Annotated in this window: 19 protein-coding genes; 12 read left to right on the top strand and 7 right to left on the bottom strand. The window is 72.4% G+C overall.

Translation table 11 applies throughout. The features are described 5' to 3' along the window. Positions 1-15 precede the first annotated feature (15 nt). Positions 16-2,700 carry an ATP-binding protein gene (locus ACFYW5_RS24195; protein WP_389419145.1) on the bottom strand — a complete coding sequence of 895 codons (2,685 nt, stop codon included), beginning with the start codon at positions 2,698-2,700 and terminating at the stop codon, positions 16-18. A gap of 196 nt (positions 2,701-2,896) precedes the next feature. On the opposite strand from ACFYW5_RS24195, the gene ACFYW5_RS24200 reads away from it, so the two are divergent. After that, positions 2,897-3,865, top strand: coding sequence for a DUF2510 domain-containing protein (locus tag ACFYW5_RS24200; protein WP_389419146.1), 969 nt, complete (start codon positions 2,897-2,899; stop codon positions 3,863-3,865). 145 nt (positions 3,866-4,010) lie between these two features. Here the strand turns inward: ACFYW5_RS24200 and ACFYW5_RS24205 are convergent, their stop codons facing one another. Further along, complete coding sequence (locus ACFYW5_RS24205) at positions 4,011-4,625, bottom strand: TetR/AcrR family transcriptional regulator C-terminal ligand-binding domain-containing protein (protein WP_389419147.1); 615 nt, start codon at positions 4,623-4,625, stop codon at positions 4,011-4,013. A 217-nt stretch (positions 4,626-4,842) separates the two neighbouring features. Here ACFYW5_RS24205 and ACFYW5_RS24210 point away from each other — a divergent pair, with 217 nt between their 5' ends. Together ACFYW5_RS24210 and ACFYW5_RS24215 are read left to right on the top strand one after the other, a co-directional pair. Then, entirely contained in the window at positions 4,843-5,643 is an 801-nt protein-coding gene (locus ACFYW5_RS24210; RefSeq protein ID WP_389419148.1) for a phosphatase PAP2 family protein, read from the top strand. Further along, positions 5,640-6,731, top strand: coding sequence for a hypothetical protein (locus ACFYW5_RS24215; protein ID WP_389419149.1), 1,092 nt, complete (start codon positions 5,640-5,642; stop codon positions 6,729-6,731). Before ACFYW5_RS24210 ends, ACFYW5_RS24215 begins: the two co-directional genes overlap by 4 nt. A 6-nt stretch (positions 6,732-6,737) precedes the next feature. On the opposite strand, the gene ACFYW5_RS24220 is transcribed toward ACFYW5_RS24215, so the two are convergent. Further along, complete coding sequence (locus ACFYW5_RS24220) at positions 6,738-8,789, bottom strand: phosphocholine-specific phospholipase C (RefSeq protein ID WP_389419150.1); 2,052 nt, start codon at positions 8,787-8,789, stop codon at positions 6,738-6,740. A gap of 364 nt (positions 8,790-9,153) precedes the next feature. On the opposite strand from ACFYW5_RS24220, the gene ACFYW5_RS24225 reads away from it, so the two are divergent. The 5 genes from ACFYW5_RS24225 to ACFYW5_RS24245 all read left to right on the top strand — a co-directional run bounded on the left by ACFYW5_RS24225 (position 9,154) and on the right by ACFYW5_RS24245 (position 11,911). Beyond that, positions 9,154-9,303, top strand: coding sequence for a hypothetical protein (locus ACFYW5_RS24225; protein WP_389419151.1), 150 nt, complete (start codon positions 9,154-9,156; stop codon positions 9,301-9,303). Positions 9,304-9,319: 16 nt separating this feature from the next. After that, positions 9,320-9,631 (top strand): hypothetical protein, encoded by a 312-nt coding sequence (locus tag ACFYW5_RS24230; RefSeq protein WP_389419152.1) that lies wholly within the window; start codon positions 9,320-9,322, stop codon positions 9,629-9,631. A 137-nt stretch (positions 9,632-9,768) separates the two neighbouring features. Beyond that, positions 9,769-10,839: a Rieske 2Fe-2S domain-containing protein gene (locus ACFYW5_RS24235; RefSeq protein ID WP_389419153.1), complete on the top strand. Its 1,071-nt coding sequence runs from the start codon at positions 9,769-9,771 to the stop codon at positions 10,837-10,839. After that, positions 10,836-10,991 carry a hypothetical protein gene (locus tag ACFYW5_RS24240; RefSeq protein WP_389419154.1) on the top strand — a complete coding sequence of 52 codons (156 nt, stop codon included), beginning with the start codon at positions 10,836-10,838 and terminating at the stop codon, positions 10,989-10,991. The genes ACFYW5_RS24235 and ACFYW5_RS24240 overlap by 4 nt, the downstream gene beginning before the upstream one ends. Next, positions 10,988-11,911, top strand: coding sequence for a PDR/VanB family oxidoreductase (locus ACFYW5_RS24245; protein WP_389419155.1), 924 nt, complete (start codon positions 10,988-10,990; stop codon positions 11,909-11,911). The genes ACFYW5_RS24240 and ACFYW5_RS24245 overlap by 4 nt, the downstream gene beginning before the upstream one ends. Here the strand turns inward: ACFYW5_RS24245 and ACFYW5_RS24250 are convergent. Next, positions 11,862-12,677, bottom strand: a complete 816-nt coding sequence (locus ACFYW5_RS24250) for an IclR family transcriptional regulator C-terminal domain-containing protein (RefSeq protein WP_389419156.1) — start codon at positions 12,675-12,677, stop codon at positions 11,862-11,864. The genes ACFYW5_RS24245 and ACFYW5_RS24250 overlap by 50 nt on opposite strands. Before the next feature lie 150 nt (positions 12,678-12,827). On the opposite strand from ACFYW5_RS24250, the gene ACFYW5_RS24255 reads away from it, so the two are divergent. From ACFYW5_RS24255 to ACFYW5_RS24270, 4 genes are read left to right on the top strand one after another with little or no spacing between them, the layout of a single operon-like run. Further along, positions 12,828-13,799 carry an ABC transporter substrate-binding protein gene (locus ACFYW5_RS24255; RefSeq protein ID WP_389419157.1) on the top strand — a complete coding sequence of 324 codons (972 nt, stop codon included), beginning with the start codon at positions 12,828-12,830 and terminating at the stop codon, positions 13,797-13,799. Then, on the top strand, positions 13,796-14,569 hold the full coding sequence (locus ACFYW5_RS24260) for an ABC transporter permease (RefSeq protein WP_389419158.1): 774 nt from the start codon (positions 13,796-13,798) through the stop codon (positions 14,567-14,569). The genes ACFYW5_RS24255 and ACFYW5_RS24260 overlap by 4 nt, the downstream gene beginning before the upstream one ends. After that, positions 14,566-15,345, top strand: coding sequence for an ABC transporter permease (locus ACFYW5_RS24265; protein WP_389419159.1), 780 nt, complete (start codon positions 14,566-14,568; stop codon positions 15,343-15,345). The genes ACFYW5_RS24260 and ACFYW5_RS24265 overlap by 4 nt, the downstream gene beginning before the upstream one ends. A 20-nt stretch (positions 15,346-15,365) precedes the next feature. Beyond that, on the top strand, positions 15,366-16,169 hold the full coding sequence (locus ACFYW5_RS24270) for an ABC transporter ATP-binding protein (RefSeq protein ID WP_389419160.1): 804 nt from the start codon (positions 15,366-15,368) through the stop codon (positions 16,167-16,169). On the opposite strand, the gene ACFYW5_RS24275 is transcribed toward ACFYW5_RS24270, so the two are convergent. Genes ACFYW5_RS24275 through ACFYW5_RS24285 form a run of 3 tightly spaced genes read right to left on the bottom strand, consistent with a single transcriptional unit; the run spans position 16,163 to position 18,813 of the window. Next, positions 16,163-16,852, bottom strand: coding sequence for a GntR family transcriptional regulator (locus ACFYW5_RS24275; protein ID WP_389419161.1), 690 nt, complete (start codon positions 16,850-16,852; stop codon positions 16,163-16,165). The genes ACFYW5_RS24270 and ACFYW5_RS24275 overlap by 7 nt on opposite strands. Positions 16,853-16,909: 57 nt before the next feature. Next, the gene (locus ACFYW5_RS24280; RefSeq protein WP_389419162.1) at positions 16,910-17,911 is read right to left on the bottom strand and encodes a proline racemase family protein; all 1,002 of its coding nucleotides are present in this window, start codon (positions 17,909-17,911) and stop codon (positions 16,910-16,912) included. A 5-nt stretch (positions 17,912-17,916) separates the two neighbouring features. Beyond that, entirely contained in the window at positions 17,917-18,813 is an 897-nt protein-coding gene (locus tag ACFYW5_RS24285) for a dihydrodipicolinate synthase family protein (protein WP_389419163.1), read from the bottom strand. Between the last annotated feature and the right edge of the window lie 50 nt (positions 18,814-18,863).

Here is an 18,863-nt window from a genome sequence, read left to right on the forward strand (position 1 = left end):
GGCGACGGGCCCCGGCTAGGCCGGCCCGGTTCCCTTCGCCAGCGCCTCCTCCGCCTTCGTCACCAGGCCGTCGGCGCCGCACAGCCGGGCCAGGGTCAGGCCCCGGTGGAGTTCGGCGGTGGAGCGGGCCGCGATGCCGTACTCGATGCGGGCGGCGGCGTGTTCGTACTGGCAGGGCGAGGCCTCCAGGAAGGTCACCGCCTGCGCGGCGAGCCGTACCGCGCGCTGGCCGGTCTCCAGGGCGGCGGCGCAGCGCAGGGCCTCCCCGATGGCGGTGTCGGTACCGAAGCGTTCGGCGTGCCGGCGCACTTCGGAGGCGAGCCGGGCGGCCCGCGCCGGGTCCTCGGTGGCGAGGGCACGGGCGAGGTCGACGGCCCAGGGCACGAGCACGGGATTGTGGTGACCGCGGGCGGCCGCCGCCTTCTCGGCCTGCTCCAGTTCGTTGATGCCGTCCTTGGTCCGGCCGACGGCGAGCAGCAGCCGGCCGCGCACCGAACGCGGGTCGGGCAGCACGATGGTGGACGGGTAGGGCGGTGCGAAGCCGTACTGCTCGGCGACCTCCCAGGCCTCCTGGGTGTGGCCGCGGGCGAGCAGGGTGTCGACCAGGTTGCAGGTGGCGGACCAGTACAGCGGCAGGCCGCGGCCGACGCGCTCGGCGAGCCGCAGCGATTCGCGCAGTGACTTCTCCGCCTCGCGCAGCCGTCCCCGCCTGCGGTGTCCCACGCCGACGTAGGCGTGGGCCAGGGCGAGGTGCCCGCCGCTCCAGCCGGCCGACTCGTAGGCGCGCAGGGCCTCGGTGTAGAGGGCTTCGGCGCGGTCGAGCCGGTCGGCGAAGGCGTACGCGTTGGCGAGCATCATCAGCAGCTCGATGCCCCACTCCGGGTCGGTCCAGCCGAGCCCGGGTGCCAGGCGGCCGTTGACGAGGGCGCGGTCGCACAGCTCGGCGACCTCCTCGGCGTTCTCGCCGTGCGCCATGGCGTCGAAGCCGCGCAGGATGAGCACGGCGCGCTCGGAGTTGTCCCGGCCGGTGCAGGTGCGGGCGAGTTCGGCGAGCCGCTCGGACCGGCCGGGCGAGCTGGCCTCGCCCGCGTGGATGCCCTCCCACATGTACTGCACGGCCTGCAACCGGAGTTTGGCGGGCCCGGATTCGTGCCGGGCGGCCTCCGCCTCGACGGTACGGACGGCCTCCTCCATCTGGTTGTTGTGCAGGAACGCCTGGGAGAGCCGGTAGACGGCGTCCACGCGCGCGGCGCCGTCGAGTCCGGGCATGGCGAGCGCGCTGCGCAGGTGGTTGATGGTGGTGGCCGGTGCGGTCAGCAGGGCGGCGCAGCCCAGTTCGTACAGGACGTGCGGATGGACCTCGGGCCGGGGCGGTTCGCGCAGGGCGCGTTCCAGACAGCGGCGGGCGGCGTCCGGGGCGCCCACGGCGAGGTGTTCGGCGGCGGCCTCGCGCAACTGCCCGACGAGTTCGGCGTCGTCGTCCGGGTGGACCTCCAGCAGGTGGCGGGAGGCGGCCGCGGCGCCGCGCCCGGAGTCGGTGACGACGCGGGCGGCGATGCCGTGCATGGCGGTGCACAGGGCGGGCGGGATGGAGTTGTAGACGGCGGTGGCGATCAGCGGGTGGACGAACTCCAGCTCGCCCTCCTCCACCGCGCCCGAGGCCCGGTCGGGGGTGGTGAGGATACGGGCGTTGAGCAGGAGGTCGGCGCAGCGGACGGCGTCCTCGCGGCTCATGGTGGCGAGCCCGGCGACCTGGTCGACGGTGATGCCGGCGCCGAGGATCGCGGCGGCCCAGGCGAACCGGGTGGCCTCGATGCCGAGTCCCTCCAGGCGGGCGACGAGTCCGCCGCCGCGGGCCGAGCGGTTCAGGGCGCGCAGTTCGGCCGCGGAGGACTCGACCGGCTCCATCTCGCTGTCCTGCACCTTGGCGAGGAGTTCGACGGTCTCGTAGGGGTTCCCGGCGGTGACCGCCCAGACCTCGCGGCAGAACGCGGCGTCGGCGTGTCCGCCCAGGGTGGCCCGGGTCAGGCCCGCGGTGGCGTCCGGGGTCAGCGCGCTCAGGTTGGTGACGGGGCTCCCGGCGGCGGCGGCCACCGCCTCCAGGTGCCGGGCGCTCTCGCCCCGGACGTCCCCGGGCCTGCGCGCCACCACCACGAGCACGGACAGGTCCTCGAGACGCTCGGCGAACGCGGCGAGCCAGCGCAGGGTCTCCTGGTCGGCCCAGTGCGCGTCGTCGATGAGCAGCACCAGCGGCCAGTCGCGCCGCGCGAGTCGCCGTACGGCCGCGACCAGACCGTCGCACACGCCCTGCGGGTCGGGCCGGCGCTCGCCGGGTTCCGCTATGCCGAGGGCGGGGCCCGCGATGTCGTACCAGTCGCCGAGGTACTCGCGGGCCTCCTCCGGCAGCAGCGACACCAGGGCCGGCTGGAGCAACTGCCGTACGACATTGAAGGGGACGGACCTGAGGGTCTCGCCGCCGCGGGCCGACCAGACCTGGCAGCCGCGGGCCTCGGCGATGCGCCGGGTCTCGGCCAGCAGGGCGGTCTTGCCGAAGCCCGCCTCGCCGCGGATCACCAACAGGCTGCCCGCGGAGGAGCGGTCGGCGCACAGGGTGTCCACCGCCCTGACGACGGCGGCGACTTCGGCCTCGCGCTCCCACAGGAAGGCCGACGCGGCCACCGGGGGCCGTCCCTCCGTCATCCCGCTACCTCCCCAAGTCGCCCGAACGACGTACAGCACTTGAGCGTAGTCCTCCGGCCGTCCGCTTGGAGGGCGGTCCGGGCAGCTGTTGCCGTCACGGGTGACGGACCGTTCGGGAGGATGACGGGAAAGGCTCGGCGGGGGCGGTCCGGATCCCTCTCATCCGGCTTTCACCGTCGCCTCATACGGTGGGGGCATGACGCAGGTGACTCCTCCCGGGTGGTATCCCGACCCAGGGCAGACAAGTGACGGTCCCGCCACCGAGCGCTGGTGGGACGGCAGGGCATGGACGGACCAGACCCGCCCCGTGGGCTCGGCCGCCGTATGGGGTCCGCCGGCCGCCGGAGCACATCCGGCCTATCCGGCTTATCCGGCGTATCCGGCGCCGCCGCCCGGTCGGCGGCGCGGGGTGCGGACGGGCATAGCCGTGGCGGTGGCCGCCGCGGTCCTCGCGGCCATCGGCGTGGGCGTGTACGCCCTGGCCGGCGACGGGGGCTCGGACGGCTCCACCGCCAATTCCTCACCGAGTCCGGGCGGTCCGGGCGGCCCCGGCGGGCAGGACGACCCCTTCGGCGACTCGGGCGGTCCCGAGGGGCAGTCCCCCTCCCCGTCGCCCGAGGGGTCCGAGGCGCCGCGCATCGAGAGCGGTGCGGTGACCGACCCGATCAGCGGCATCAGCCTGCCGGTGCCGGACGGCTGGTACGGCCAGGAGATCACCGTGGGCGCCTCGGTGACCTCGGAGGAGTCGTACAAGTGCCCCGGCGACACCTCCCAGAGCTGCACCAAGGGCGGCGCCTACTCGGCCCCAGCGGAGGCGCTCGGCACCAAGGGCGGCACCGCCGAGGCGGTCGCGAAGGCGGACATCGAGGAGAACGCCGAGCAGTCCTACGGCGAGGGCTACGGCGGGATCACCTCGCACGAGGTGCTGGCCTCCGGGGCGGTGACGGTGGCCGGGCAGAAGGGCTACCGGGTGCGCTGGAAGGCGGTCACCAGCAAGGGCGCCGACGGCTATGTCGAGTCGCTGGCCTTCCCCGCCCCCGCCGACTCCGGGCGGATCGTGGTGGTCCGCTTCGGGATCGACGTCGGCGAGAAGCAGTCCGTGATCGACGAGATCACCAAGGGCATCAAGGTGGCGTCCGGCAGCGGCAACGGCCAGGACGTCTGACGCGCCGGTACGGCGAACGGCCGGGTGGGGCACCTCTCCGCTCAAGAGGGACCCCACCCGGCCGGGGGGTGCGCGCCGCCCCCGTCCCCACGGTGCGGCGCGTCCAGGCCGCCGTCCAGTCATCCCGTGGACGGCGGCCTGAGCTCTATTTCAGGCCCAGTGCGGGCAGTACGGCGGCCTCCACGAACCTCACCAGATAGTCGGGGTCGGCGAACTCGCCCTCCAGCACCGGCCGGGCCCGCAGCACGCCGAAGATCTGCGCGGCGACGTACGGCAGCGCGGGATGGTCGGCGGCGACCTCTCCGCGCTCGACGCCGCGCTGGAGGATCCTGCCGAGCGCGGCGAGCTCGGGTTCGATGAGCGTCTCGCGCAGCGCCTGCTGGAGCTCGCGGTCCTGGGTGACCGCGTGGCCGAAGGCCTGGAGCAGGATGCTGGTGTCGCCGGAGCAGTCGCCCACCGCCCGTCCCGCCTCGCGCAGATCGCCCGCGAGCGTTCCGGTGTCGATGCCGGCGAACCGCGGGGAGCGGCTGGCCCTCAGGGCCGCCGCGACGAACTGGGGCTTGGTCTTCCACTGCCGGTAGAGCGTGGACTTGCTGCACCGGGTGCTCGCGGCCACGCCCTCCATGGTGACGGCGTCGTAGCCGCACGCACGGATCTGGTCGAGGACGGCGTCGAAGAACTCCTTCTCACGCTCGGGCGTGATCTTGGAGCGGCGCGAGGCGGTGACCGTGTCCGGTCCGTCCGCGGCCTGCGACGTCATCGGCTCTTCTCCTCGCTCGAGTGCTTCCAGTGTGTCCTATGTCTATCGGTACGGCAGTGTACCGGTACCCGTTCGTATCGGTACACTGCCGTATCGGTACAGTGTCGTTTCGGTACTTACCCGTATCGATGAGTTCGGTGCGTTCGCGGAGTCCACCAGACCTGCGGGCCGCCGCCCGCACCACCCACGCATCACCGTCAGCGAAAGGGCCGGGGGAATGAATGCCCGCACCGAGCCTGTGGCAGCCGAGCCGGACACGACCGTCCGTCCGCCGCTCGTCCGTGAGCTCCTGCTCGTCGTAGGACTCTTCCTCGTCTACAAGGCCGGCCGGCAACTGGCCACCGGCCACACCGGCGATGCCTTCCGCAACGCGGACCGGGTCTGGGGCCTGGAGCGGGCCCTGCGGCTGCCCGGCGAGGGCTCGGTGCAGTCGGTGCTGCTGCACGGCGACACCCTGGTCCGCCTGGCGAACACCTATTACGCGACGGTGCACTTCCCGGCCACCGTGGCCTTCCTGGTCTGGCTGTACCTGCGCCGCCCCGGGCACTACGTGTGGGCCCGCCGGGTGCTGGCCGCCGTCACCGCCGTAGCGCTGGCGGGTCATCTGCTCTTCCCGCTGGCCCCGCCGCGGATGCTCGCCGGGACCGGCCTGCTCGACACCGCGCGCGTGTACGGGCCGTCCGTGTACGGCCCGCCCTCCAGTGACCAGCTGTCCAACCAGTTCGCCGCGATGCCCTCGCTGCACTTCGGCTGGGCCCTGATGGTCGCCGTCGGACTGATCGTCGCCACCCGGTCGCGCCTGCGCTGGCTGTGGCTGCTGCACCCGGTGCTGACCCTGCTGGTGATCGTGGGGACGGCCAACCACTACTGGCTCGACGCGATCGTGGCGGCCGCCCTGCTCGGGCCGGCCCTCGCGGTCATCCATCCGCCGCACCGCGCGACGACCCCCGCGCGGCACGGCACCAAGCAGCTGGTACCGGCCGAGGACCAGCCCGTACTCGTGGGAGCGGGACGATGAACGCGACCCTGATCGCCGTGATCCTGTCCTTGTTCTCGGCCGTCGCCTACGCGACCGCCGCGGTCGCCCAGGAGCGGCTCGCCTCCAAGAGCGCCGGGAGCGGGGTGCTGCGGCTGCTCGGCTCCAGCGCCTGGTGGTCGACGGTCGGACTGAACGCCACCGGCGCGCTGCTGCACGTGGTGGCCCTGAAGTACGGGCCGCTCACCGTCGTCCAGCCGCTCGGCGCGCTCACGCTGGTCGCGGCCGTGCCGCTGGGCGCGCGGGTCGCGGGGCGCCGGGTCAGCGCCGTCGAGTGGCGGGGCACCGCGTTGACCCTCCTGGGCCTGGCGGCGATCCTCGCCACGGCGTCCGGGTCGGCGCCCGACGAGGTGCTGAGCCCGTCCGAGGCGGTGGCGGTGGCCGCGGTGACCGCGGTGCTGATCGGCGTGCTGGGCCGGCCGGGCAAGCGGCGCGGGCTGCGGCACGCCACCGCGTCCGGCGTCGCCTCCGGGGTCGCCTCGGCGCTCACCCAGACCGTGACGGTGGCCGCGACGGACCGCTCGGGGAGCCTGCTGAGCATGCAGGTGATCGGGGTGGCCCTGGTCGTCGCGGCCTTCGCGGCGGGCGGTCTGCTGCTGTCGCAGTCGGCCTACCGGGACGGCCTGGACGCCCCGCTCGCGCTGGTCACCCTCTCCAACCCGGTGGCCGCCGCGCTGATCGGGCTCGCGCTGCTGGGCGAGCGGCTCCAGGGCGGCGTGACCGGCGCCCTGCTCGCCCTGACGGGCGCGGGCGTCGCGGCCCGTGGGGTCATCCTACTGACCCGGGCCACACCGGCCACGGACCCGGCGGACGCGGCCCTGACACTGAGGGCTCTCACCGCCGACGCCCGGCCGGCGCCGGGAATCTCCGCCGCCGAGGCCCGGCTGAGCCTGGCCGACCGGCCGGCGGCGGGGATCCCCGTCACCGACCCCCAGCCGACCGGATCCGCGGCCGCCGTCGACGACGATCACCCCGTGGCCGCCGTCCTGGCTCTGGAGCCCGGCACGGCGGCCGCGGAGCCGGCGATGGTGCCGCGGCAGGTGAAGCCGGGGCATCTCACGCCGCTGTGAGACGCGTTACTCGACGATCATCGCCGGGTCGCTCACACCCGGCCGCCCGTTCTCGACGTGACCGGCGAACCTCCGCAGGAACGCCGGGCCGGCGTCGGAGGTGACGGTCAGGTCGTACCAGCGCCGGCTCGCCGTGAGGTCGGCGGTGTGCCGCACGGTGGCGCCGGGGCGCACGGTGAAGGTCCGCGCCGCACCGCCGTAACCGCTGGTGACCTTCAACCGGACCGTGCCCGGGCCCTTGTTGGTGAAGGTCAGCTGCACATCGTCACCGGTGTGGCGCGCGGTGACCTCGGGCCCGGCGGTCTCGTTCGGGCCCTTGAAGACGCGCAGGAAGCCGTTGGGGCCGTGCACGGTCAGGTCGTACGAGCCGTTCGAGTACGCCGAGTTCCAGGTGTCCGCGATGCTCTTGCCGGCCTCGGTGGTGTACGTCCACGGGCCGTCGGTGCGGTTGCCGGAGGTCACCAGGAAGGCGGCGCCCGCCTTGGCGCCGGAGGCGAAGGTCAGCGTGAACCTGCCGCCCGCCGCGTCCACCGAACCGTCCACCGACGGGGCGTACTCCAGCGGGCGGGCCGGGCGCAGACCGCGCTCCTGGCGGGGCATGTCGGGGTCGGCCGGGGGCGTCGGCCGGTAGTCGGGGTGCCGGTCGCGGTCCTGCGGCTCGTACGCGTCCGTACCCGGCAGCGCGGCCGGCCGGCTGTCCCTGCGGGAGAAGTCGAACGCCGAGGTCAGGTCGCCGCACACGGTCCGGCGCCACGGGGAGATGTTGGACTCCCGCACCCCGAAGCGGCGCTCCATGAACTGCAGGATCGAGGTGTGGTCGAGGGTCTCGGAGCAGACGTAACCGCCCTTGCTCCACGGCGAGACGACCAGCATCGGCACCCGCGGGCCGAGGCCGTAGGGTCCGGCCGGGCGCCTGCTGTCGCCCGGGTAGAGGTCGAGCGAGACATCGACGGTGGACCTGCCCCGGGAGGCGTCCTTCGGCGGGAGCGGCGGCACCAGGTGGTCGAAGAAGCCGTCGTTCTCGTCGTACGTGATGAACAGGGCCGTCTTCGACCAGACCTCCGGGTCGGCGGTGAGGGCGTCCAGGACCTGGGCGATGTACCAGGCGCCGTAGTTCGAGGGCCAGTTGGAGTGCTCGGTGAACGCCTCGGGGGCGGCGATCCAGGAGATCTGCGGCAGCTTCCCGGCCCGCACGTCGGCCTTCAGCTGATCGAAGTAGCCGTCGCCGTTCTTGACGTCGGTGCCGGTGCGGGCCTTGTCGTACCAGGGCTCGCCGGGCTGGGCCTCGCGGTACTTGTCGAAGTACAGCAGGGAGTTGTCGCCGTAGTTGCCGCGGTAGGGGTCGCTGATCCAGCCCCAGGAGCCGGCCGCGTCCAGGCCGTCGCCGATGTCCTGGTAGATCTTCCAGGAGATGCCCGCCTGCTCCAGCCGCTCGGGGTAGGTCGTCCAGCCGTAGCCGAGTTCGTCGTTGCCGAGGACCGGACCGCCGCCCGTGCCGTCGTTGCCGGTGCAACCCGACCACATGTAGTAGCGGTTGGGGTCGGTGGAGCCGATGAACGAGCAGTGGTAGGCGTCGCAGACGGTGAAGGCGTCGGCGAGGGCGTAGTGGAAGGGAATGTCCTCGCGGGTCAGGTACGCCATGGTCGTGGTGCCCTTGGCGGGGACCCACTTGTCGTACTTGCCGTTGTTGTACGCCTGCTGCCCGTCGGTCCAGCCATGCGGCAGGCCCTCCAGGAACTGCATGCCGAGGTCGTCGGCGGTGGGGTGGAAGGGCAGCAGGTCCTTGGTGCCGTCGGACTGGTGCCACACCGACTTGCCGCTGTCCAGCGTCACCGGGTGCGGGTCGCCGAAGCCGCGGACGCCCCTCAGCTTGCCGAAGTAGTGATCGAAGGAACGGTTCTCCTGCATCAGGACGACGATGTGCTCGACGTCCTCGATCGACCCTGTGCGGTGGTTCGCCGGAATGGCGGCGGCGCGCTGAATGCTGCTCGACAGCGCGGTGAACGCCGAGGTGGCGCCCGCGAGTTGGAGGAATCGGCGCCGGTTGACTTCGGGCATGAGTGAGGGACCTCTCCCCTTGGGGGTGTTCGACCGGTCGGAACGGTGTGACGGATCGTGCGCGGAAGGAGTGTTCCAAGAGCACCAAACGTCAGGGAAGGGTCCGGTGGCGGCTGCGTGAAAGTCGCCGGTACGGGCGGTGCCGGAGGTGCGCCGGGCTCGCCGCCGCGCCGGTCGGTGCCCTGACACCGAGTGCTCGGCACCGGACCGGGCAGCGCCGCGCCGCGCTGCACGAGCCGGCCGGGTGATGCGGGCGCACCGGGGGAGCCGATCACGTTCGCCTCCGCCGTCGCTCAGCTGCGGAATGAGCACATCCGCAGCTGGGTACCCGGAGCCGCACGGTTTTCGTACGAGGGAGCGCCCGATGAGTGAGCAGACCCCGTCCCAGGCAGAGGGTGACCGGCAGCCGGACACCGCCGAGGACGAACGGCACGAGACGCCCAGGACGACACCTTCCCAGGCGGAGGGCGAGGACCCGGGCGACGCTGACGAGTCGGAAACGAGCGAGGAGTAGCACCCCGGCGGCCGACATGGGACGCGGCAAGCAGTACGCCGTCGCCGCATCGGGACAGTGGACCGACGAGGAGGACGGGCGGCGGCTTCGGCTGCCCGCCGGGGAGGTGCACGCCTGGGAGCCGGGCCGCAACGAGACGGTGTGCGGGCTGTCTCTCGCCCGCTCCTGGCTGACGCGTTTCCCGCACGTCGGCTGGCCGGACACCTTCCCCGAGTCCGGAGGCGCGGCGGACCGGGTGCGGCGGGTGTGCCCGCGCTGCGCCTCGGTGGCCGGACGCCGTGGCGCTGACGCACGGCCCCGGTGGCAGCGCACCCGTCCCCGGCCCTGACCGTCGGTGCCCCGCGCCGACCGGTACCGCTTCCGCCTGACGGAAGCCGCCTTGCCCCGCCCCCGTGCGCGTCACGACCCTGGTTCCCACCACGGCACGCGGGGCGACGGTGCCCCGCTCTCAGGGACGGGAATGCCATGCCACACACCACCGCCTTCGCCAGGAACCAGTGGTACGTCACCGCCTACAGCCACGAGGTCGGGCGGGAGCTGCTCGGCCGGACGGTCCTCGGGGAGACGCTCGTCCTCTACCGCAGCGAAGAGGACGGGACGCCGGTCGTGCTGCACGACCGGTGTGTGCACCGCAGGTACCCGCTGTCCGAGGCGCCGACGCGGCTCGACGGGGACCGGATCGTGTGCGGGTACCACGGGTTCACGTACGACACCACCGGGGCCTGCGTGTACGTGCCGGGGCAGAAGCGGGTACCGCGCACCGCCCGCGTCGCCTCCTATCCCGTGGTCGAGCAGGACTCGCTGGTGTGGGTGTGGATCGGTGACCCGGCGCTCGCCGATCCGCAGGCCGTGCCGCGCGCCGCGCATCTCGACTCGCCCGGCTGGATCACCGTCCGCGGCATGGAGCCCATCGACTGCGACTACGGTCTCCTCGTCGACAACCTCCTCGACCTCTCCCACGAGACCTATCTGCACGGCGGTTACATCGGCACCCCCGAGGTCGCCGAGACGCCGATCACCACGGAGGTCGACGAGGGCGCCGGGATCGTCCGGGTGAGCCGGCACATGGACGACGCCGAATGCCCGCCGTTCTACGCCCGGTCGACCGGCATCAACGGCCGGATCATGCGCTGGCAGGACATCGAGTACCACGCGCCCTGCCTGTACCTCCTGCACAGCAGGGTCGCTCCGGTCGGCGTCGTGCCGGGGGCCGACGGCAGCGATCCGGGCGGCTTCCACACCGAGATCACCTACGCCATCACCCCGTCCGCCGAGGGCAAGGTGTACGACTTCTGGGCGGTGTCCCGCGACTGGGCCACGGACGACGCCGAGGTCACCGAGTTCCTGCGGAGCAACAACCACACGGTGGTCATGCAGGACGTCACCGCGCTCAACCTGCTCCAGCGTTCGCTCGGCACCGAGCGGGACGGCTACCAGGAGCTCAGCATCAACATCGACACCGGCGGCCTGGCCGCCCGCCGGATCCTCGCCCGGCTGGTCGAGGAGGGCGACAAGCCGGTGGAGAAGGCGCTGTGACCGCGCCGACCGGCGAGATCTACCGGATCGACTGGCTGCCGGGCACCGACGTGCTGCGCGGCACCTGTCACTGCGGCGCCCGGCACACCGCCGAGGACCCCGTCGAGATGTGGGAGTGGATGCTCGGCCACCCCGAGGGACACGATTCATGACCGAACTCGTGGTGCGGAAGCGGGAGTTGCTTGCGGAAGGGGTTCTCGGGCTCACCTTGGCCCATCCCCTTGGCCGGCCGCTCCCCCAGTGGGCGCCCGGGGCCCACATCGACCTGCTCCTCGGTCCCGGCCTGGAGCGGCAGTACTCCCTGTGCGGCGACCCCGCCGACCGCGCCGCCTGGCGGATCGCGGTGCTGCGGGAGCCGGACGGGCGGGGCGGATCGGCCTTCGTGCACGAGTGGTTGGGGCCGGGCGACACGGTCCGGGTGCGCGGCCCGCGCCAGCACTTCGCCCTCCGCCCGGCCTCCCGCTACCGCTTCGTGGCGGGCGGCATCGGGATCACCCCGATCCTCCCCATGCTCGCCGCGGCCGACGCGGCGGGCGCCGAGTGGACACTGCTGTACGGCGGCCGCACCCGGGCCTCCATGGCCTTCACCGACGAACTGCGCCGCTACGGCGACCGCGTGACGCTCGCACCCCAGGACGAGACCGGACTGCTGGACCTGGCGTCCGTCCTGGACGGCCTCCCCGACGGCACCCTCGTCTACTGCTGCGGCCCGGGACCCCTGCTGGACGCGGTGGAGGAGCGGTGCCCGGCGGGGGTCCTCCAGGTCGAGCGGTTCCGCCCGAAGGAGCAACCGGCCGGGCAGGACACCGAGTTCGAGGTCGTCCTCGCCCGCAGCGGCCGTACCGTCACCGTCCCGCCCGGGGTCTCCGTGCTGGACTCGGTGCGCGCCGCCGGGGTCGAGGTGCTGTACTCCTGCGCCGAGGGCACCTGCGGTACCTGCGAGACCGATGTCGTCGACGGCACCCCCGACCACCGGGACTCGGTGCTCAGCGACGCCGAGCGCGCGGCCGGGGAGACCATGCTCATCTGTGTGTCCCGGTGCCGGGGGAAGCGGCTCGTGCTGGACCTGTGATCCGCAGGTCGGCCTCGATCCGGGCGACCGTGTCCAGCAGCGGCGGCAGCAGGTCACGGCGGACCGACTCCAGGGAGTTGCGCCCGGCGTGCACCGCGATGTTCACGGCCGCCGTCACCGCGCCGCCCCGGTCCCGCACCGGGGCGGCGACCGACCGAAGCCCCAGCTCCAGCTCCTGGTCGACGATCGCGTACCCCTGCCGGCGCACCCGGCGCAGCTCCGCCCGCAGCGCGTCCGGTGCGACCAGGGTGCGCGGGGTCAGCGGGCTCAGGTCGGCCCGCGCAAGCCGGGTGCCGATCTCCTCCTCCGTCAGATGGGCCAGGATCACCCGGCCCACCGAGGTGACGTGCGCGGGGAAGCGGGTGCCCACGGTGATGGACGCGGTCATGATGCGGCTGGTCGGGACCCGGGCCACGTAGACGATGTCGTCGCCGTCCAGCACGCACAGGGACGACGACTCCCGCACCCGGCCGACGAGTTGTTCCAGGTGCGGTTCGGCGAGCTCGGGCAGCGTGAAGCTGGAGAGGTAGGAGTAGCCGAGCTCCAGCACCCGGGGGGTGAGCCTGAACTGGCGTCCGTCCTGGTGGACATAGCCGAGGTCGACCAGGGTCAGCAGCAGCCGGCGGGCGGCGGCGCGGGTGAGCCGGCAGTCGCGGGCCACCTCACTGAGGGTGCGGGCGGGGTGCTCGGCGTCGAAGGAGCGGACGACGGCGAGGCCGTGCGCGAAGGAGTTCACGAAGTGGCGACCGCGGTCCGGCTCGGGCATCAGCGCCTCCTGTCATGCCAACAACCTTGTCAGCGAAGCTCGTTGACCTGATTCGTACAGGGCTCTACCTTCCCGCTGAGCGCATGTGAGCACTACTGTGCGGTCAGCGCACAGCCTGTCGGAAACACCGTTGTCTGCACAGGAGGAGTCATGCGTCGTCTGCTCGCCGTTGTCGCGGCCGGCACGTTCCTGTTCGCCCTGACGGCCTGCGGCTCGTCCGACGACGGTGATCCGTCGGACGAGGACGCCTCTGCGGGCGGCGTCACCACCGTCACCGTGGGGCTCATCCCCATCGTCGACGTGGCGCCCCTCTACCTCGGCCAGGAGAAGGGCTTCTACGAAAAGCACGGCCTGAAGCTGAAGCTGACGACCGCTCAGGGCGGCGCGGCGATCGTGCCGGCCGTGGTCAGCGGGCAGTACCAGTTCGGATTCAGCAACATGACCTCGCTGATGATCGCCCAGTCCAGCAACGTGCCGGTGCGGGCGATCGCCAACGGCATCGCCTCGACCGGCCAGGACGGCAAGGACTTCGGCGGGCTCACCGTGAAGAAGGACAGCGCGGTGAAGTCGCCCAAGGACCTGGAGGGCAAGAAGGTCGCCGTCAACACGCTGAAGAACATCAACGAGACCGCGGTGCGCGAGTCGGTGCGCAAGGCGGGCGGAGACCCGGACAAGGTGCGGTTCGTGGAGCTGGCCTTCGACCAGATGCCCGCGGCGCTCGACGCCGGGCAGATCGACGCGGCCATGGTGGTCGAGCCGGCGCTCGCCACGGTCAAGAGCCAGGGCGGCCGGGAGATCGCCTCGTCCCTGGTCGACGTGGCCCCGGACCTCACGGTGGCGATGTACTTCACCTCCACCCAGTACGCGCAGGAGAACCCGCAGCTGGTGAAGAAGTTCCAGGACGCCACCGCCGAGTCCCTCGCCTACGCCGACGCCCACCCCGACGAGGTCCGCGAGATCGTCACGACGTACACCAAGATCCCGCCCGCGGTGCTGGAGCAGGTGACGCTGCCGAAGTGGCCCGCCGAGCCGAACCGCGCCTCCCTCGAGAAGCTGATGCAACTCGGCGAGGACGACGGCCTGTTCAAGACCAGCCCGGACCTGGACAAGCTGCTCTCGTGAAGGGCCTGAACGCCGTACTGGGTGCGGCCGGGCTCGCGGTCTTCCTCGCCCTCGGCGAGGCGGTGCCGCGGCTCGGCCTGGTCAAGGAGGCGTACTTCCCGCCCACCAGCCGGATCGCCGACGCCTTCGGCGCCGAACTCGCCGACTCCGCCTTCTGGTCGGCGCTCGGCGACACCCTCACCGGCTGGGCGCTGGGCCTGGCCATCGCCTCCTGCGCGGGGATCGCGGCGGGCGTGCTGATCTCGGTGGTGCCGTACCTGCGCGAGTCCACCGCCTCCACCATCGAGTTCCTCCGCCCGATCCCCTCGGTCGCGCTCATCCCGCTCGCCGTGCTCCTGTACGGCACCGAACTGCGCTCGGTCCTCCTCCTCGTCGTCTACGCCTCCTTCTGGCAGGTACTGATCCAGGTCCTCTACGGCGTCCAGGACCTCGACCCGGTCGCCGACGAGACGGCGCGGTCGTACGGTCTCGGCACCTGGGCGCGGATCCGGCATGTGCTGTGGCCGACCGCGCTGCCGTACGTCATGACCGGGGTACGGCTCGCCGCCGCGGTGGCGCTGATCCTCGCCGTGACCGCCGAACTCGTCATCGGCGCCCCGGGGTTGGGTGCGCGGATCGCCATCGCGCAGAACTCCCAGGCAGTACCCGAGATGTACGCGCTGATCGTGGTCACCGGCCTGCTGGGGTTGCTGATCAACGTGGGCGCGCGGACGGTGGAACGGCGGGCGCTGGCCTGGCACCAGTCGGTGCGCGGGGAGGTGACGGTGTGAGGCTGCTGCTCCTGCGCACCGTCTTCGTCCTGGCGCTGCCCGCCGTGCTGGTGGGCGTGTGGTGGGTGGCCTCCGACGACAGCACGGACGTGTACTGGCCGCCGCTGCGGACGATCCTCGAGACCTTCCCGGAGGTCTGGACCGCCGACCGGCTGCGGGGCGACGTCCTGCCCAGCGTCCTCAGGCTGGCGGGTGGCTACGCGCTCGCGGCCGTGGCGGGCGTGGCGCTCGGCACGGTCATCGGCTCCTACCGGCGGGTGCGGGCGGTGTGCGAGCCGGTGCTGGAGTTCCTGCGGGCGGTGCCGCCGCCGGTGCTGGTGCCGGTCATCATGCTGTTCGCGGGCATCGGCGACACCATGAAGATCACCGTGATCGCCAGTGGCTGCGTCTGGCCGATCCTGCTCAACACCGTCGAGGGTGTGCGCGCGGTCGACCCGGTGATGGCGGAGACGGCCCGCAGTTACGGCATCACGGGCGCGGCGCGGCTGCGGCACGTGGTGCTGCGCTCGGCGAGTCCGCAGATCTTCGCCGGCCTGCGCCAGGCGCTGTCGCTCGGGATCATCCTGATGGTCATCAGCGAGATGTTCGCCGCCAGCAACGGACTCGGCTTCACCATCGTGCAGTTCCAGCGCAGCTTCGCCATCCCCGACATGTGGACCGGCATCCTGGTCCTCGGTCTGCTCGGCTTTCTGCTCTCCGTCGTCTTCCAGCTCGTCGAACGGCGCGTCCTCGGCTGGTACCACGGCCTGCGCGCCTCCACCCGGCGGTCCCCGTGAGCCTCCTGAAAGGGCACCCCATGCTCGACGTGCGCGGCCTGCGGAAGGTGTACGAGGGATCCGGACGCCGGGTGGAGGCGGTGCGCGATCTCACCTTCACCGTCGATGCGGGCGAACTGGTCTGTCTCGTGGGCCCGTCGGGATGCGGGAAGACCACCCTGCTGAAGTGCATGGGCGGCCTGCTCGCGCCGACCGGCGGCGAAGTGCTGCTGGAGGGACGGAAGGTGACCGGGCCGCCGCCCGGGATGGCGTTCGTGTTCCAGGAGTACGGGCGCAGCCTGTTCCCGTGGATGAGGGTCGGCGAGAACGTCGAACTCCCCCTGCGGCAGAAGGACCTGGACAAGGGGCGGCGGCGGGAACTGGTGCGGGACGCGCTGGAGTCCGTCGGTCTGGAGGACGCCACGGGGGCGTATCCCTGGCAGTTGTCCGGCGGGATGCAGCAGCGCGTGGCCATCGCCCGGGCGCTGGCCTACGAGCCGCGGGTGCTGCTGATGGACGAGCCGTTCGCGGCGGTCGACGCACAGACCCGGGCCGATCTGGAGGACCTGGTACGGCGGTTGTGGCGGGAGCGGGGGATCACGATCCTGTTCGTCACCCACGACATCGACGAGGCCGTGTACCTGGGCGAGCGGGTGGTCGTGCTGTCCGCCTCCCCCACCGTCGTCCAGGAGCAGCTGAAGGTCGATCTCCCGGACGAGCGGGACCAGTTGCACACCCGGGTCGCACCGCGCTTCGCGGAACTGCGCACGCATGTGTACGAGCAGATCCAGGCGGCGAAACGGGGGGTGCCGGTCCTGAAGGCGGACACGCCTCCGCCTCACTGAACGCCGGGCTGCGCGGCCCACAGTCCGCGCACATGGCCGAGGTGCCGGGTCATGACCTCCCGCACGGCGTGCTCGTCCCGGGCCAGCAGGGCGTCCAGGAGTTCCAGGTGCTCCTCCGCGGAGGCCAGCAGCCGGCCCGCCTTCACCAGCGCGGTGAGCCCGTACAGGCGGGAGCGGCCGCGCAGGTCGCCGACGACCTCGACGAGGTGGGCGTTGCCCGCGAGGGCGAGCAGGCCGAGGTGGAAGCGGGTGTCGGCCTCGACGTACGCGATCAGGTCACCGGCGGCCGCCGCCCGCACGATCTCCCGGGCCGCCGGGCGCAGCGCCTCCAGCGAGACGGGGTCGGCGGTCCTCGCCAGCCCGGCCACCGTGGGGATCTCGATGAGCGCGCGGATGTGCGTGTACTCGTCGAGCTGTTTGTCGGAGACCGCGGTGACCCGGAACCCCTTGTTGGGGACGGTGTCGACCAGGCCCTCCTTGGCGAGGTCCAGCATGGCCTCGCGCACCGGCGTCGCCGAGACGCCGAAGCGGGCGGCCAGGGTCGGCGCGGAGTACAGCTCGCCCGGGAGCAGCTCACCGGCGATCAGCGCGGCCCGCAGGGCGTCGGCGACCCCCTCGCGGTAGCTGCGCTTCTTGCCGCCCAGCGTGGGCAGGGAGGGGGCGCCGGCGGGCTGGGCGGCCATAGAGCTGTCTCCTAGGAATGCAATGTCACGCGTCACCGGCCATTATCCCTGCCCGGCTCAGAGCACGAATCCGGCCGGGAAGGGGTCACTGGGATCGAGGAGATACTGGGCGGTTCCGGTGATCCAGGCGCGGCCGGTGAAGCTCGGCAGGACGGCGGGGCGCCCCGCGACCTCGGTGGTGCCGAGCAACCGGCCGGTGAACGTCGTGCCGATGAACGACTCGTTGACGAAGTCGGTGTGCAGCGGGAGTTCGCCGCGGGCGTGCAGCTGCGCCATGCGGGCGCTGGTGCCGGTGCCGCAGGGCGAGCGGTCGAACCAGCCCGGGTGGATCACCATCGCGTGCCGCGAGTGACGGGCGGTGGCGTCCGGCGCGTACAGGTGGACGTGGTGGCAGCCGTGGATGGAGGGGTCCTCGGGGTGGACGGGCTCCGACTCGGCGTTGATCGCCTCCATGAGGGACAGGCCCGCCCGGAGGATGTCGTCCTTGCGGGTGCGGTCGAAGGGCAGCCCGAACTCCGCCAGCGGCAGGATGGCGTAGAAGTTGCCGCCGTAGGCCAGGTCGTATGTCACCGTGCGCCCGTCGGCCAGTGCAATCTTGCGGTCGAGGGCGACGGAGTAGGACGGCACGTTCCGCAGCGTGACCGCCTTCGCCGCCCCGCCCTCCACCGCGACCTCGGCGACGACCGGGCCCGCCGGGGTGTCGAGCCGGATGGTGGTGACCGGTTCGACGACCTCGACCATGCCGGTCTCCACCAGCACGGTCGCCACGCCGATCGTGCCGTGCCCGCACATCGGCAGATAACCGGAGACCTCGATGTAGAGGACGCCCCAGTCGCAGTCGGGGCGGGTGGACGGCTGGAGGATCGCACCGCTCATCGCCGAGTGGCCGCGCGGCTCGTTCATCAGCAGCCGCTTGATGTGGTCGCGGTGCTCGCGGAAGTACAGCCGCCGCTCGTTCATGGTGGCGCCGGGGATGGTGCCGATGCCGCCGGTGACGACACGGGTGGGCATGCCCTCGGTGTGCGAGTCGACGGCGTGCAGGACGAGTTCGCTGCGCATGGCCCCTAGACCGATCCGGCCGCGAGGGCCTTCTCGGTGGCCGCGCGGACGACGGCCTCCTGCTCGGGCAGCAGCGGCACGCGCGGCGGGCGCACGGGGCCGCCGTACCTCCCGGCGACGTCCATGGACACCTTGATGGCCTGCACGAACTCCACCCGGGAGTCCCAGCGCAACAGCGGATGCAGTCGCGCGTACAGCTCCTTCGCGGTGTCCAGGTCCCCGGCGACGGCCGCGCGGTACAACCGCACCGTCGCCGCGGGCAGCGCGTTCGGGAAACCCGCCACCCAGCCCTTGGCGCCGGCCAGCGCCAGCTCCAGCAGGACGTCGTCGGCGCCGATCAACAGGTCGAGTTGGGGGGCCAGTTCGGCGATCCGGTAGGCGCGGCGGACATCGCCGGAGAACTCCTTGACCGCGTGGATGTGGCCCTCGGCGTGCAGTTCGGCCAGCAGCTCCGGCACCAGGTCGACCTTGGTGTCGACGGGGTTGTTGTACGCGACGACCGGCAGGCCCGCCTTCGCGACCTCGGCGTAGTGCGCCAGCACCGACCGCTCGTCGGCGCGGTAGGCGTTCGGCGGGAGCAGCATCACGGACGCGCATCCGGCGTCCCGCGCCTGCTCCGCCCAGCGGCGGGCCTCCGCCGAGCCGTACGCGGCGACGCCCGGCATGACCCGCTCGCCGCCGACGGCGGCCACGGCCGTCTCGACGACCCGGGCGCGCTCCTCGGGTGTGAGGACCTGGTACTCGCCGAGCGAGCCGTTCGGCACGACGCCGTCGCAGCCGTTCGCCACGAGCCAGGCACAGTGCTCGGCGTAGCGGTCGTAGTCCACGGAGAGGTCGTCGCGCAGCGGGAGGGCGGTCGCGACGAGGACTCCGTGCCAGGGGCGGGGGTCACTGGTGGTCATGGGCTTTCCCTCGGTCTCGTCTCGGTGGCGTGTGACATGGCACAGGCCGG

The sequence above is a fragment of the Streptomyces sp. NPDC002779 genome (assembly GCF_042888685.1).
Classification (GTDB): domain Bacteria; phylum Actinomycetota; class Actinomycetes; order Streptomycetales; family Streptomycetaceae; genus Streptomyces.

Coding starts and splice junctions, on each gene's coding strand:
- ACFYW5_RS24285 (WP_389419163.1), bottom strand. CDS start 18,813: ATGACCACCAGTGACCCCCGCCCCTGGCACGGAGTCCTCGTCGCGACC.
- ACFYW5_RS24250 (WP_389419156.1), bottom strand. CDS start 12,677: ATGCCCGAGCCGGACCGCGGTCGCCACTTCGTGAACTCCTTCGCGCAC.
- ACFYW5_RS24270 (WP_389419160.1), top strand. CDS start 15,366: ATGCTCGACGTGCGCGGCCTGCGGAAGGTGTACGAGGGATCCGGACGC.
- ACFYW5_RS24235 (WP_389419153.1), top strand. CDS start 9,769: ATGCCACACACCACCGCCTTCGCCAGGAACCAGTGGTACGTCACCGCC.
- ACFYW5_RS24220 (WP_389419150.1), bottom strand. CDS start 8,789: ATGCCCGAAGTCAACCGGCGCCGATTCCTCCAACTCGCGGGCGCCACC.
- ACFYW5_RS24200 (WP_389419146.1), top strand. CDS start 2,897: ATGACGCAGGTGACTCCTCCCGGGTGGTATCCCGACCCAGGGCAGACA.
- ACFYW5_RS24280 (WP_389419162.1), bottom strand. CDS start 17,911: ATGCGCAGCGAACTCGTCCTGCACGCCGTCGACTCGCACACCGAGGGC.
- ACFYW5_RS24215 (WP_389419149.1), top strand. CDS start 5,640: ATGAACGCGACCCTGATCGCCGTGATCCTGTCCTTGTTCTCGGCCGTC.
- ACFYW5_RS24205 (WP_389419147.1), bottom strand. CDS start 4,625: ATGACGTCGCAGGCCGCGGACGGACCGGACACGGTCACCGCCTCGCGC.
- ACFYW5_RS24275 (WP_389419161.1), bottom strand. CDS start 16,852: ATGGCCGCCCAGCCCGCCGGCGCCCCCTCCCTGCCCACGCTGGGCGGC.
- ACFYW5_RS24195 (WP_389419145.1), bottom strand. CDS start 2,700: ATGACGGAGGGACGGCCCCCGGTGGCCGCGTCGGCCTTCCTGTGGGAG.
- ACFYW5_RS24210 (WP_389419148.1), top strand. CDS start 4,843: ATGAATGCCCGCACCGAGCCTGTGGCAGCCGAGCCGGACACGACCGTC.
- ACFYW5_RS24230 (WP_389419152.1), top strand. CDS start 9,320: ATGGGACGCGGCAAGCAGTACGCCGTCGCCGCATCGGGACAGTGGACC.
- ACFYW5_RS24255 (WP_389419157.1), top strand. CDS start 12,828: ATGCGTCGTCTGCTCGCCGTTGTCGCGGCCGGCACGTTCCTGTTCGCC.
- ACFYW5_RS24245 (WP_389419155.1), top strand. CDS start 10,988: ATGACCGAACTCGTGGTGCGGAAGCGGGAGTTGCTTGCGGAAGGGGTT.
- ACFYW5_RS24225 (WP_389419151.1), top strand. CDS start 9,154: ATGAGTGAGCAGACCCCGTCCCAGGCAGAGGGTGACCGGCAGCCGGAC.